Genomic DNA, 13,255 nt, shown 5'->3' with positions numbered 1-13,255 from the left:
TCGCCTCGACAGGACGACTCGGGCGGCCCGCGCGCGTCGCGAGTGCGGTCGGCGGGCGTCGGAGGCAGTCTTGTCGCATGCGCATTTCGGAGGCGGTCGAGGGGTACCTGTCCCACCTCGGCAGCGTGCGGCGGCTCTCGCCGGCGACGGTGCGCGCCTACCGCTCCGACCTCGCCGACCTCGCGCGGGCCTCCGGCGATCCCGACGTCCGCGAACTCGACATCGAGACCCTCCGAGAATGGCAGTGGGATGCCACCGCGGCCGGTCTCAGCAAGGCCACGGCCGCGCGCCGCACCTCGACCGTGAAGGGATTCCTGGCGTGGGCCCGCGAGGAGGGCGTCATCGACGTCGACCCGTCGCAGCGTCTCGTCGCGCCCAAACGTGGGCGTACGCTCCCCACCGTCGCCACCGCATCCGCGCTGGAGGCGCTGCTGTCGGAGGCGGAGGCGGCCACGCAGGCGGGCGATCCGGTGGCCCTGCGCGACCACGCGCTCCTCGAGCTGCTGTACGGCACCGGCGCACGCGTGTCGGAGATCTGCGGACTCGACGTCGACGACGTCGACCACGAGCGCCGCACGCTGCGCCTGCGCGGCAAGGGCGACAAAGAGCGTGTCGTGCCCTACGGCTCACCGGCCGCCCACGCCCTCGAGGCCTACCTCGTGCGGGCACGCCCCGTGCTGCGGGCGCGCGCGGACGACCCCGACGCCGCCGTCTTCGTCGGAGCCCGGGGCGGTCGACTCGGTCCTCGCGCCGTGCACGCGCTGGTGTCACGGGTCGTCGCGCCGGCGGTGGGCGCGGAGACACTCGGCCCGCACGCGCTCCGCCACTCGGCCGCGACGCATCTTCTCGACGGCGGCGCCGATCTGCGATCGGTGCAGGAGATCCTCGGACACGCCAGCCTCGGCACCACCCAGATCTACACGCACGTGTCCGGCGAACGCCTGCGCGAGGCCTACCGACTCGCGCACCCACGCGCGTAGCGGCGCACACGCCGCACATCGTCGTGGCGCGGGACCGCCCGCGGTCGTAGCGTGGAGGCGTGGTGCACCGTGCTCGACCCGTCTGGGCGACGGGAGGGGTCGTCCTCTCCCTGACGCTGCTCGTCGGCTGCGGCCTCGCGCCGCAACCGGTGGTGACCCGTCTGCCCCCGGCATCCGGGGCATCCGCCGTCCCGAGCGCGAGCCCGACTTCGAGCGGCACGCCGATCGACGAATCGCTCACGAGTCCTGCCCCGGGGGCGATCGCATCCGTCGCGCCGGGGGACGCATCGGTCACCGCGTGCGGCGAGGGAGGCTCCGCGACGGTGAACGGCTCCGAGCGATCGGTCCGCGTCGAGGGGACGTGCGCGCAGCTCTCCGTCTCGGGGTCGGCGCTCACCGTCGACGCGAGCACCGCCACGATCGGCGCTCTCACGATGTCGGGGGATCGCGTCCGCGTCACGGCCGCGGCGGTCGACGACGCCACCGTGCAGGGGAACGACACGTCGCTCACCGTCGCGGGCGCCCTCGGTCGCCTCGACCTCAGCGGCGATCGTGCGGCGGTCGCCGTCGAAGGGTCGCTCGGGTCGCTCATCGTCCGTGGGCAGGACAGTGTGATCACCGCCCGCGGGGGCATCGGCGACAGCACCATCGACGGGCGCGGCAACAGCGTCGGCTGACACCCTCCGCCGTCGGTCAGGAGCGACCGCGGCTCAGCAGCACGGCAGGAGGATCGCGCGCGGTACCCCGCCCAGGAGCCGCAGCGGGTTGACGTACTCGCCGTTCCATCGCACGCCGAAGTGCAGCGCACCCGCGTCGACGTGCCCACCGAGCGCGACATCGCCGACCGGGTCGCCGCGGGCGACGCCCGCCCCCGCGTCGAGTTCGGTCGTGACCGGCTCGAAGGTGGTGACGAGTCCGTCTCCGTGGTCGATGGTGACGACGGGGCGCCCCGCGACGGCGCCCGCGAACGCGACCCGCCCGTCGGCGGGAGAGCGCACGCGCTCGACATCGCCGAGATCGAGGCCGCGGTGCCCGGGGGCGTACGGGCTCGCCGGAGCCACGAACGGACGCATGACGTGCACGACGGTGACAGGCCACAGCCAGTCACGCCCCGCGAGCGGGTCGGCTCCGGCGGCGATCGCGGTCGGGGCGGGTGCCAGGGCCACGGCGACCGTGATCAGCAGGGAGAGACCGGCGACGAAACGACTCCTCATGGCGACGAGCGTGCCCGCCGGGACGACGGGGCCGTGTGCGGCATCGCACGTTCAGTGGGGGAAGCGCGTACCGGACGGCGTGGGGAGGAGCCGTCCTGTATGCTGGAGACCGCATCCCGTGTATCGGGATGACTCCGCGTGCCCACAGCGCACCGCACTGGTCCTCGGATCAGCGCACCGCGCGGCATCCACACCCCATGGTCCTCCGCTCCGGCGGAAGGCGGGTGTGCGCCGGGCACCAGGCTCGCCGGTCGATCGACCGGCGCGGAACAACCACAACCACGGCGTGAGAGCGCCGCAGAACAGGAGTACGACCATGGCCGTCGTCACCATCCGCCAGCTGCTCGACAGCGGCGTTCACTTCGGACACCAGACCCGCCGGTGGAACCCGAAGGTCAAGCGCTTCATCCTGACCGAGCGCTCCGGCATCCACATCATCGACCTCCAGCAGTCGCTGTCGTACATCGACAAGGCGTACGAGTTCGTCAAGGAGACCGTCGCGCACGGCGGCACCATCCTCTTCGTCGGCACCAAGAAGCAGGCGCAGGAAGTCCTCGCCGAGCAGGCGACGCGCGTCGGCCAGCCCTACGTCAACCAGCGCTGGCTCGGTGGCCTCCTCACCAACTTCTCGACCGTCTCCAAGCGCCTCGCTCGCATGAAGGAGCTCGAGGAGCTCGACTACGAGAACCCGGCCGAGAGTGGCTTCACCAAGAAGGAGCTGCTGCTCAAGAAGCGCGAGCTCGACAAGCTGCACAAGTCGCTGGGCGGTATCCGCAACCTGCAGAAGACGCCCTCCGCGATCTGGGTCGTCGACGCCAAGCGCGAGCACCTCGCCATCGACGAGGCCAAGAAGCTCGGCATCCCCGTGATCGGCATCCTCGACACCAACGCCGACCCCGACGAGTTCCAGTACCCGATCCCCGGCAACGACGACGCGATCCGTTCGGTGAGCCTGCTCACGCGCATCATCGCCGACGCCGCCGCCGAGGGTCTGATCCAGCGTCACCAGCCCGCCGGTGAGGACGAGGCCGCCGAGCCCCTCGCCGAGTGGGAGCGCGAGCTGCTCGAGACCCCCGCCGAGACCGGTGCCGAGGCCGTCGAGGCGGCGACCGAGTCCGCTGACGACGCCGCCGGCGCCGAGGCTCACGACGAGGCCGTCGCCGCCGCTTCGGGCGAGGAGACCGCTGAGGTCGCCGAGGCCGAGGCCACCGACAGCAAGTAAGCGCGCCGCCGCGACACCGCGGCGTCACCCGCACAGGCTACGATCCGGCGGGGTCGTGACCGCATCCCTCGGGGTGCGCACGGCCCCGCCGGTCTCACATCAGAACGCACAACGACAAGGAGACGCCACACCATGGCAAACTTCACGATCGCCGACATCAAGGCCCTGCGCGAGCAGCTCGGCACCGGCATGGTCGACACCAAGAAGGCGCTCGAAGAGGCCGACGGCGACGTCGAGAAGGCCGTCGAGATCCTGCGCCTCAAGGGCGCGAAGGGCAACGCGAAGCGCGCCGACCGCTCCACGAGCGAGGGCCTGGTCACCGCCCGCGAGTCCGACGGCGCCGTGACGCTGCTCGAGCTCGCCTGCGAGACCGACTTCGTGGCGAAGAACGACCGCTTCATCGCGCTGGCCGACAAGGTCGTCACCGCGGCCGCCGCCGCCGGTGCCGACTCGGTCGAGGCCGCCCTCGCCGCCGACGCCGGCGGTCAGACCGTCGAGCAGCTCATCTCGGACGAGGCCGCCATCATCGGCGAGAAGGTCGAGCTGCGTCGCGTCCGCACCATCCGCGGCGACAAGTTCGAGGTCTACCTGCACAAGACCAGCAAGGACCTGCCGCCGCAGGTCGGCGTCGTCCTCGCCTACACCGGCGACGACGCGGAGACGGCGCGCTCCATCGCGCAGCACATCTCCTTCGCCAACCCGTCGTACCTCACCCGTGACGCCGTGCCCGAGGCCGACGTCGAGAAGGAGCGCGAGATCGTCACCGAGATCTCCCGCAACGAGGGCAAGCCCGAGGCCGCGCTCCCGAAGATCGTCGAGGGTCGCGTGAACGCGTTCTTCAAGCAGGTCGCGCTCCTCGACCAGGACTACGCGAAGGACAACAAGCTGTCCGTCGCGAAGGTCGCGTCCGACGCCGGTCTCACCCTGACCGACTTCGCCCGCTTCAAGGTCGGCGCGTAAGCACCGATGACGAGGCCCGGGATGCCATGGCATCCCGGGCCTTTTCCCTGCGCGCGTGGCGTATCGGTCGCGTCCGCGGGGGAGATAGTTTGAACCAGACGAGAGGACATGACACGTGATCGATGAAGCGACCCGGCGCCGCCGCGTTCTGCTCAAACTGTCCGGTGAGGCCTTCGGCGGGGGACAGCTCGGGGTCAACCCCGACGTCGTCAGCCAGATCGCCCGAGAGATCGCCGAGGCGGTGGATCGCGTGGAGATCGCGATCGTCGTCGGCGGTGGCAACTTCTTCCGCGGCGCGGAGCTCAGCCAGCGCGGCATGGACCGCGGCCGCGCCGACTACATGGGCATGCTCGGCACCGTGATGAACGCGCTCGCGCTGCAGGACTTCCTCGAGCAGGCCGGAGCCGCCACGCGCGTGCAGTCCGCGATCTCGATGACGCAGGTCGCGGAGCCCTACATCCCGCGTCGCGCGCAGCGGCACATGGAGAAGGGCCGCGTCGTCATCTTCGGCGCCGGTGCCGGCCTGCCGTACTTCTCCACCGACACCGTCGCCGCGCAGCGTGCCCTCGAGATCGGCGCGTCCGAGGTGCTGGTCGCCAAGAACGGCGTCGACGGCGTCTACACCGCTGATCCCCGCGTGGATGCGACGGCCACGAAGCTCGACCACCTCACCTACAACGACGCCCTGCAGAAGGGCCTCAAGGTCGTGGACTCGACGGCGTTCAGCCTGTGCATGGACAACGGCATGGACATGCGGGTGTTCGGCATGGAGCCCGCGGGCAACGTCACCCGCGCGCTCCTCGGCGAGACCATCGGTACGCTCGTCACTTCGTGACGCGCGGCGCGGGCCCGGGTGCCGGGCCCGCGCGCGACTAGACTGGGAAGCCAGTTTCAACGAATGGAGTCACCGTGATCGCCGATGTCCTCGCCGATGCCGGAGCGCGCATGGATCGCGCCGTGGAGGCCGCGAAGGAGGACTTCGCGACCGTCCGCACCGGACGCGCGAACCCCCAGATGTTCCAGAAGGTCCTGGTCGACTACTACGGCTCTCCGACGCCCCTCGCTCAGCTCGCTTCGCTGAACAACCCCGAGGCGCGCACCCTCGTGGTGAACCCCTACGACAAGTCCGCGCTCAAGGCCATCGAGCAGGCGATCCGCGACATGCCGAACCTCGGCGTCAACCCGACGAACGACGGCAACATCGTGCGCGTCACGATGCCCGAGCTGACCGAGGATCGCCGCAAGGAGTACGTCAAGATCGTGCGCGGCAAGGGCGAGGACGCGAAGGTCCAGGTGCGCAACCTCCGCCGTAAGGCCAAGGACGACCTCGATGCGCTCAAGAGCGACGTCGGAGAGGACGAGCTCGTCCGCGCCGAGAAGGAGCTCGACGGTGTGACCCGAGCGCATGTCGACGCGATCGACGAGGCGCTCAAGCGCAAAGAGGCCGAGCTGCTCGAGGTCTGACCCATGCCCCAGGCCCCCGACGACGACGTGACGGCGCCCGCCGAGCCGCCCTCCGGACGGAGGAGCGACCCGGCGCGGCGCGCAGCGCACACCGGTGAGACGGTGACCGCGATCGAGTCGCAGTTGCGCGCCATGCGGACGGATGCCGAGCAGCACATCGCCCATGCCCGGGCGGAGTTCGACCAGGCCAACGAACGCATCAAGCAGCGCACCGGACGCGACCTGATCGTGGCCAGCCTCATCGGTGTGGCCATCGGCGTCGTCGTCGTCGCTTCGCTGATCTTCGTCAAGTGGCTCTTCGCGTTCTTCGCGCTCGGTGCCATGGTGCTGGCGGTGCTGGAGTTCTCGCGCGCCCTGCAGGTGGCGGGGCGCCGCGTCGACGTCGTCCCGCAGCTGACGGCGGGCGTCCTCTTGCTGGCCAGCGGTTTCCTGGCGGGTCTGTGGCTGCACTGGGTGGCCGCGCTCGTGGCCGTCGCCTTCGTCGTCGTCTGGCGCCTCACTGCGCAGCTCCACGCGCATGACGGACGCGCGCGGACCGAGGTCCTCGCCGATGTCCTCGTCGCGGCCTTCGTGCAGATGTACGTGCCGTTCCTCACCAGCATGGCGATGATCCTGCTCGCCGAGGACGGTGGGGAGTGGTGGGTCCTGGCCTTCCTGGTGCTCGCGGTCGTGGCCGACACCGGCGCCTACGTCTCGGGTCTGACCTTCGGCCGCGGCGGGCGGCATCCGATGGCCCCGAGGATCAGCCCGAAGAAGACCTGGGAGGGTTTCGCCGGTGCGTGCGTCGCCGCCCTCGCGGCGGGAGTCCTGCTCGCCGTGTTCATGCTGCAGATCCCGTGGTGGACCGGCCTCATCTTCGGGGCCGTGGTTCTCGCCACAGCGACCGTGGGCGACCTCGGCGAGTCCATGCTCAAGCGCGATCTCGGCATCAAGGACATGAGCTCGTGGCTGCCAGGACACGGCGGCGTGCTCGATCGCCTGGACTCGATCCTGCCGTCCGCCACGGCAGCGCTGGCGATGTACTACCTCCTCGCGCCCCTGGGAGCGTCATGACAGATACCCGCACCGACCGCTCGGCCCCGTTCCCCGACGCTCCGCGCCGCAAGCGGGGATACGAGAAGCGGGCCGTCGACGCCTTCCTCGAGAAGGCGCGGGAAGCCTTCGAGGCGGACGAGCCCGGCGCCCTCCGCTCCGCCGAGGTGCGTTCGGCATCCTTCCCGCTCGTACGGGGCGGTTACGCCATCGGACCGGTGGATGCCGCGCTCGGACGCGTCGAGGACGCCTTCGCCGCCCGTGAGCGCGAGTACGCCCTCTCTCGTCTCGGCGCTCGCGCCTGGGTGGCAGAGACGCGCGACACCGCGCAGGTCGTCCTGGACCGCCTTGCACGACCGCGCGGAAAGCGCTTCGACCGGGTCGGCTTCCTTCATTACGGCTACAGCGTCCACGAGGTCGACATCGTCGCCGACCGCATCGCGCGCTACCTCGCGACGGGCGACGCGATCACGGCGGAACAGGTCCGTTCCGTAGCGTTCCGCATGCAGCGCGGGGGGTACCGCGAGACGCAGGTCGACGCGGTGCTCGACGCCGTCGTCGAGGTCATGCTCGCGGTCGGCTGAGCCTCGCGTAGCCGTCGACCGAACCGATCGGTAGAATCGGACGCACTGTGACTTCCGGATCCGATCTCACGCGTGCGTCCTCGCGGCGCGTGGCCCGACGCGCCCACGCTTCGGCGGACGTGGTCCATCCGGCTCCGTCCGGCCGCCGCGGGCCGCACTGGTCCCGCCGTCGCGGTGTCGTCGCGGTGTTCGCCGCCTGCGCCGCCCTCGCCTTCACCGGCGCCTACGTCGGTCCGATGGGCGGCGCGATGCTCCGCGCCCAGGCCGAAGAGCCGCGCACGGTGACGCTGTACGCCGAAGGGCTCGACGACGCGCAGCAGGTCTCCACCGGGGGAGAGAAGCAGACGCCGACCCTCGACCGGTCGAGTTACAACGTCTACGTCACGCCCAAGCCCACCCCGACCCCGACGCCCACGAAAGAATCGTCTTCCTCCGGGTCGAACGCCTCGAGCAGTGCCGGTCCGCTGTTCTACACCGGCGGGGGCGCACCGGCCGAGTGGATGGCCGCCGCGGGAATCTCCGGCGACGACATGGGCTACGTCGACTACATCGTCAGCCGCGAGAGCGGCTGGAACCCGAACGCGACGAACCGCTCGTCCGGCGCCTGCGGACTGGTGCAGGCGTTGCCGTGCAGCAAGGTGCCCGGCAACGGATACGACCCGGTCGACAACCTGCGGTGGGCCACCGGCTACGCCGTCGGCCGGTACGGCAGCTGGGCCGGCGCATACGCGTTCTGGACCAGCAACCACTGGTGGTGACGGGAGCGTGCCCCGTTCCCGGAAGCGGCGTCCGTCCAGCGACCGCGCCGACGTCTCGCTCGATCGGCTGATCGCCGGCTGGAAGCGCGTCGAGGTCAAGCGCGGTGTCGAGTGGACCGTCCAACCGATCTCGGCGCCGCAGGCGCAGAAGACCTACGTCTGCCCCGGATGCGGGCGCACCGTCGAGGTGGGTGTCGCCCACGTCGTGGTGTGGCGCGCCGATGGAGTCCTGGGCGACTCGGCGGATCTCGCCGCTCGTCGCCACTGGCACACGCCCTGTTGGAGGATCGCCTGATGGAGATACGCGGACCCGTGCTGCTCCCCGCCCGCCGCGAGGATGTCGAGCTGACCACCGTCGACGATCTGACTCTGGTCGGCGAGCTGGCGCTCCCCGAGGGGCGCGATCCCGTGGCCACCCTGGTGACGCTGCACCCGCTCCCGACGGCGGGTGGATTCATGGACTCCCACATCCTGCGCAAGGCGGCGGCGCGGCTGCCGGCGCTCGCCGATCTCGCGGTCCTCCGCTTCAACACCCGCGGCACCACGTCACCGCGGGGGACGAGTGGGGGGACGTTCGACGGGGGTGCGTCGGAGGTGTTCGACGTGGCGGCGGCGATGGACTTCGTGCGCGAGCGCGGCCTCCCGCGCCCGTGGCTGGTCGGTTGGTCGTTCGGGACGGAGCTCGCGCTGAAGTACGGCCGCGACCACGACATCGAAGGCGTCATCCTGCTCTCACCGCCGTTGCACCGAGCGACGGCGGACGAGGTCGCCGCCTGGGCGGGCGACGATCGCCGCATGGTCGTCCTGGTACCGGAGTTCGACGACTACCTGCGCCCCGACGAGGCACGGGAGCGTTTCGCGTCCGTTCCCCACGCGCACCTCATCGCGGTCGAGGGCGGCAAGCACCTGTGGGTCGGTGAGACGCAGACGCGTCGTGTGCTCACCGAGATCGTCGCGGCGGTGAATCCCGACGCCCTGCCGCTGCCGGTGGAGTGGGACGGTCCCGTCGCCGGCTGAGGCTCAGCGCTCGTTCTGGCGCGGGATGATGACCTCGCGGTAGATGATGAGGATGCTCGCGGCGACGGGGATCGCGATCAGCGCACCCAGCAGGTTCAGCAACGCGCCACCGGCCAGCGCGGAGATGACCACGACCGACCCGGGCACGGACACGGCGCGGTTCATGATGCGCGGTGAGATCACGTACGCCTCGATCTGCATGTAGATCAGGTAGTAGATCGCGGCGATGACCGCCGTCGTAGGCGAGCCGAGGCCGGGGATGAGGCAGGTCAGCACGATGATCGTCGATCCGGTGAGCGTTCCGACCAGCGGGATGAGCGAGAAGAAGAACGCGATCACGGCGAGCACCGCGGGGAAGGGCGCACCGATGATCGAGAGGAAGATCGCGCTCAGGATGCCGTTGATCACGCCGAGGCTGACCTGCCCCATGACGTAGTAGCCGACGGAGTCGGTGATCTTCTCGGACAACTCGATGAAGCGGGCACGCTTGGATGCCGGGACGAGCTGGTAGACCGCGGACTTCAGCGACGGCGTGGAGGCCGTGAAGTAGATCGTCAGGATGAGGACGATGAACGCGCCGCCGAGGCCGGCGGCGACCGCGCCGCCGATGGTGAGCAGGCTGTTGCCCACCATGGTCGAGATGGACCCGACGTCCAGCGTCGAGAACCAGTGCTGGATGCCCGCCCACACTTCGTCCAGACGCAGCCAGGGGAAGTTCGCGGTGGCCCAGTCCTCGACGCCGGTGACGATCTCGTTCCACTTGCCCGGCTGCAGCAGACCCTCGATCTGTGCGATCAACTGCGTGATCTGACTCACGATGATCGGGACGACCATGAAGATGATGCCGGCGAAGACGCCGAGGACCCCGAGGATCGTCAGGAGGACCGCTGCCCAGCGCGGCAGTCCCCGCCGCTCGAGGAACGAGACCACCGGGTCCAGACCCAGAGAGAGGAACAGCGCCGTCCCCACGTACAGGAGGATCGTCGAGAGGTTCTGGATGCTCACGATCACCAGGAGCCCGACGCCGACGCCGAGGGTCGCGAGGATCGCGACCCGGAAAGGATTGTGGATCTTCATCCTGATCGACTCCTGCCTCCGCCGGGCGAGCATGCCCGTGTCGAAAGGATACTGAGCGGGGGCGCTTCGTCGGGACCGCCGCACCTCGCCGCGAACTTTCAGCCGGGCTCGGCTAGTCTGAAACGTCGATTCTTCGGTGGCCGCCCGAGTCGCCGGTGGGGATGGTGTGTAGCGTGAGATTCGTCTGGGCCGTGGTGGCGTTCGTCATCGCCGCCGCCATGATCGGCGCGGGCATCGCCCAGCGCACCGTCTTCCAGGGACCTTCGGAGGCGACGGAATCGATCCAGACCGACGGGTCGACGGCCTACACCCTGATCGACGGCTCTGTCCTCGGCAGCCTCCCCGGTGCTCAGGCGCTCCGCGTCGCCGGAGACGGTGAGGTGTTCGTCTCGTACGGGAGAACGTCCGACATGCAGGCGTGGCTCGCCGACGTCCCGTACACCGCGGTCACCCTCGGCCAGGAGAATGCCGTGCAGACGGCGGTCGTGCCGGCGTCGGTCTCCGCACCGGCAGCCGAGACGACCACCGCGCGCACGCCCGTGGGGTCGGACCTGTGGCTCGACGAGTATCAGCAGACGGGGTCGCTCAGCACGACCCTGCAGCTCCCGGCCGACATGAGCGTGCTCGTCGCCAGTGACGGCACGGCCCCCGCTCCCTCCGACATCTCGGTGACCTGGCCGATCGACAACTCCACCCCCTGGGCCGGTCCGCTGATCGCCGGGGGAGCTGTCGCTCTCCTGGCCGGGATCGTGCTGTACCTGCTCGGCATCCGTCATGTGCGCCGCTCGCGCCGTCCGCGACGCAAGGGGCTGCCGCTGCCCGTCACCGAGCCGATCTCGATCGCCGACGCCGACGCGGCCGACAAGGGCGTCATCAGCTCCTCCCCGTCGCGTCGTGGTCGCGGTGCGCTCGGACCCGGGCGACGGGCCCTGATCGCGGTGCCCGCCCTGGGGATCTCGGCAGCGCTCTTCGCCGGGTGCTCCGCCGACGCCTGGCCGCAGTTCGTCGCGAGCGACAGCCCGAGCCCGACGCCGACGGTGATCGTCCCCGAGGGGCAGTTCCCGCCCGCGGTCACCGAGAATCAAGCCGCGAAGATCGTGTCGCGGATCGCGACGACGGTGGCCCAGGCGGACTCGGCTCTCGACGCGACGGCCGCCGAGACACGACTGACCGGTCCGGCGCTGGCCGAGCGGAAGACCAACTACACCCTGCGCGCGGCGCTGCCCGATCGCCCCGCGCTTCCGGCCATCCCCGCCGAACCCGTGCAGATCACCCTCCCGCAGACGACGGGCACGTGGCCGCGCACGGTGATGACGGTGGTCGAGTCCGCGGATGCCACGTCACCGACGACCTCGATCATGATGATGACGCAGGCCGACCCGTGGTCGCAGTACCGCGTGTCGTACATCGGGAACCTCGAGGCATCCACCAATCTCCCCGAGCTCGCCGCCCCCTACGTCGGCGCGACGCAGGTCCCGCCGGACTCCTCGTTCCTGGTGATGCAGCCCGACCAGGTGGCGACGGCCTACGCCGACCTCATCAACAACGGGCAGAACAGCACGTCGTGGGCCGCGTTCGACACGGCCAACGACCTGCTGCTCCCCGCGATCGAAGAGAACAAGAAGAACCGCACCGACGAGCTCAACCAGACCGGTCAGGGCACGGCGGAGATCAGCTTCTCGGCGACCGCGGGCGCGGCCGAGCCGATCGCCCTCGCCACGCTCGACACGGGCGCGATCGTCGCGGTCAACGTCTACGAGAGCGACACGGCGAAGCCGACCAACAAGGATGCCGTGATCAAGCTCGACAACAACCCCGCGGTGAAGGCCCTCACCGGCGTCGACCAGTCGGCGACCGGGTTCACCACGACCTACACCGACCAGATCTTCTTCTACGTGCCCAGTCAGGGTTCCAGCGACAAGATCCGACTGCTGGGCTACCGTTCCAGCCTCCTCGAAGCGAAGGTGTCTCCGTGAGCACTCCCACCCCCGGTTCCGTCCTCCGCGGCGCCGTCGACCTGTCGTCGCTGCGCAACCGTCCCCAGCCTCCCGCGGCGCCCACCGACGGTTCGGCTGCGGCCGCCTCGGCGGGTACGGCTCCGTCGCTCGTGTTCGACGTCACGGACGCCTCGTTCGGACAGGTCCTCGAGCTGTCGCGCACGGTGCCGGTGGTCGTCGACCTGTGGGCCGAGTGGTGCGCTCCCTGCAAGCAGCTCAGCCCGATCCTCGAGAAGGTCGTCGCGGAACTCGCCGGCAAGGTCGTGCTCGCGAAGGTCGACGTCGACGCCAACCCGCAGCTGGCGCAGGGCTTCCGCGCGCAGTCGATCCCGATGGTCGTGGCGCTCGTCGCCGGACAGCCCGTACCGCTGTTCACCGGCGCCGTACCCGAGCAGCAGGTCCGCGAGGTCTTCGGCCAGCTCCTGCAACTCGCGGCACAGCACGGCGTGACCGGCACCGTGCCGGTCGACGGCGCCGAAGCCGGTCCCGTCGAGCCGGAGGAGCAGCCCCTGCCGCCCCTGCACGCCGAAGCGTTCGCCGCCATCGAAGAGGGCGACTACCCTCGCGCCATCTCGGCATACGAACAGGCCCTCGCCGAGAACCCCCGCGACGCCGACGCCCGCGCCGGTCTCGGCCAGGTGCGTCTTCTCGACCGAGTCCAGGGTGTCGATCTGCAGGCGGCCCGCGCCGCGGCCGCTGCGGCCCCCACGGACATCGAGGCGCAGTTCGTCGTTGCCGACCTCGACATCGCCGGAGGCCACGTCGACGACGCCTTCGCGCGTCTGCTCGACCTCTTCGCGGCGCTGCCCGCCGACGAGCGCGCGCCCGTACGCGAGCGCCTCCTGGAGCTCTTCGGGCTCATCGGCGACGAGGACGCCCGCGTCATCCGCGCGCGTTCGCGACTGGCATCCCTGCTCTTCTGATCCCATGAGGAACGGCCCCGTCTTCGG

The 13,255-nt window shown here is 70.4% G+C and carries 15 protein-coding genes; 13 read left to right on the top strand and 2 right to left on the bottom strand.

From position 1 onward, the window contains the following. The first annotated feature begins 77 nt into the window (after positions 1–77). Both BGO45_RS02060 and BGO45_RS02055 read left to right on the top strand, forming a co-directional pair. Positions 78–980 (top strand): tyrosine recombinase XerC, encoded by a 903-nt coding sequence (locus BGO45_RS02060; RefSeq protein WP_292690453.1) that lies wholly within the window; start codon positions 78–80, stop codon positions 978–980. 59 nt (positions 981–1,039) lie between these two features. Further along, positions 1,040–1,657 carry a DUF3060 domain-containing protein gene (locus BGO45_RS02055; protein WP_292690451.1) on the top strand — a complete coding sequence of 206 codons (618 nt, stop codon included), beginning with the start codon at positions 1,040–1,042 and terminating at the stop codon, positions 1,655–1,657. Positions 1,658–1,690: 33 nt separating this feature from the next. On the opposite strand, the gene BGO45_RS02050 is transcribed toward BGO45_RS02055, so the two are convergent. Beyond that, on the bottom strand, positions 1,691–2,194 hold the full coding sequence (locus tag BGO45_RS02050) for a murein hydrolase activator EnvC (RefSeq protein WP_292690448.1): 504 nt from the start codon (positions 2,192–2,194) through the stop codon (positions 1,691–1,693). A 316-nt stretch (positions 2,195–2,510) separates the two neighbouring features. On the opposite strand from BGO45_RS02050, the gene rpsB reads away from it, so the two are divergent. The 9 genes from rpsB (at position 2,511) to BGO45_RS02005 (ending at position 9,231) form a co-directional block, all read left to right on the top strand. After that, positions 2,511–3,416, top strand: a complete 906-nt coding sequence (gene rpsB / locus BGO45_RS02045) for a 30S ribosomal protein S2 (RefSeq protein ID WP_076490278.1) — start codon at positions 2,511–2,513, stop codon at positions 3,414–3,416. A 132-nt stretch (positions 3,417–3,548) separates the two neighbouring features. Continuing rightward, positions 3,549–4,376 carry a translation elongation factor Ts gene (tsf, locus tag BGO45_RS02040; protein ID WP_292690444.1) on the top strand — a complete coding sequence of 276 codons (828 nt, stop codon included), beginning with the start codon at positions 3,549–3,551 and terminating at the stop codon, positions 4,374–4,376. Between the two features lie 115 nt (positions 4,377–4,491). Then, on the top strand, positions 4,492–5,211 hold the full coding sequence (gene pyrH, locus BGO45_RS02035) for a UMP kinase (RefSeq protein WP_076490280.1): 720 nt from the start codon (positions 4,492–4,494) through the stop codon (positions 5,209–5,211). A 74-nt stretch (positions 5,212–5,285) separates the two neighbouring features. Further along, positions 5,286–5,840, top strand: a complete 555-nt coding sequence (gene frr, locus BGO45_RS02030) for a ribosome recycling factor (RefSeq protein WP_076490281.1) — start codon at positions 5,286–5,288, stop codon at positions 5,838–5,840. Between the two features lie 3 nt (positions 5,841–5,843). After that, positions 5,844–6,893: a phosphatidate cytidylyltransferase gene (locus BGO45_RS02025; protein ID WP_292690441.1), complete on the top strand. Its 1,050-nt coding sequence runs from the start codon at positions 5,844–5,846 to the stop codon at positions 6,891–6,893. Continuing rightward, positions 6,890–7,456 carry a DivIVA domain-containing protein gene (locus BGO45_RS02020; RefSeq protein ID WP_292690439.1) on the top strand — a complete coding sequence of 189 codons (567 nt, stop codon included), beginning with the start codon at positions 6,890–6,892 and terminating at the stop codon, positions 7,454–7,456. Before BGO45_RS02025 ends, BGO45_RS02020 begins: the two co-directional genes overlap by 4 nt. Positions 7,457–7,503: 47 nt before the next feature. Further along, complete coding sequence (locus BGO45_RS02015) at positions 7,504–8,214, top strand: transglycosylase SLT domain-containing protein (RefSeq protein ID WP_292690437.1); 711 nt, start codon at positions 7,504–7,506, stop codon at positions 8,212–8,214. A 7-nt stretch (positions 8,215–8,221) separates the two neighbouring features. After that, entirely contained in the window at positions 8,222–8,509 is a 288-nt protein-coding gene (locus BGO45_RS02010; protein ID WP_076490284.1) for a hypothetical protein, read from the top strand. After that, positions 8,509–9,231, top strand: coding sequence for an alpha/beta hydrolase (locus BGO45_RS02005; RefSeq protein WP_292690433.1), 723 nt, complete (start codon positions 8,509–8,511; stop codon positions 9,229–9,231). The genes BGO45_RS02010 and BGO45_RS02005 overlap by 1 nt, the downstream gene beginning before the upstream one ends. Positions 9,232–9,234: 3 nt before the next feature. Here BGO45_RS02005 and BGO45_RS02000 read toward each other — a convergent pair whose 3' ends face one another. Beyond that, positions 9,235–10,308 carry an AI-2E family transporter gene (locus tag BGO45_RS02000; RefSeq protein WP_292690430.1) on the bottom strand — a complete coding sequence of 358 codons (1,074 nt, stop codon included), beginning with the start codon at positions 10,306–10,308 and terminating at the stop codon, positions 9,235–9,237. Positions 10,309–10,481: 173 nt separating this feature from the next. Here BGO45_RS02000 and BGO45_RS01995 point away from each other — a divergent pair, with 173 nt between their 5' ends. Beyond that, positions 10,482–12,284 (top strand): glycosyl transferase, encoded by a 1,803-nt coding sequence (locus BGO45_RS01995; RefSeq protein ID WP_292690427.1) that lies wholly within the window; start codon positions 10,482–10,484, stop codon positions 12,282–12,284. After that, positions 12,281–13,228 (top strand): tetratricopeptide repeat protein, encoded by a 948-nt coding sequence (locus BGO45_RS01990; RefSeq protein WP_292690425.1) that lies wholly within the window; start codon positions 12,281–12,283, stop codon positions 13,226–13,228. The genes BGO45_RS01995 and BGO45_RS01990 overlap by 4 nt, the downstream gene beginning before the upstream one ends. Positions 13,229–13,255: the final 27 nt, after the last annotated feature.

The organism is Microbacterium sp. 71-36, assembly GCF_001898305.1.
Lineage (GTDB): Bacteria > Actinomycetota > Actinomycetes > Actinomycetales > Microbacteriaceae > Microbacterium.
This window is presented reverse-complemented; position numbering and strand designations above follow the sequence as displayed.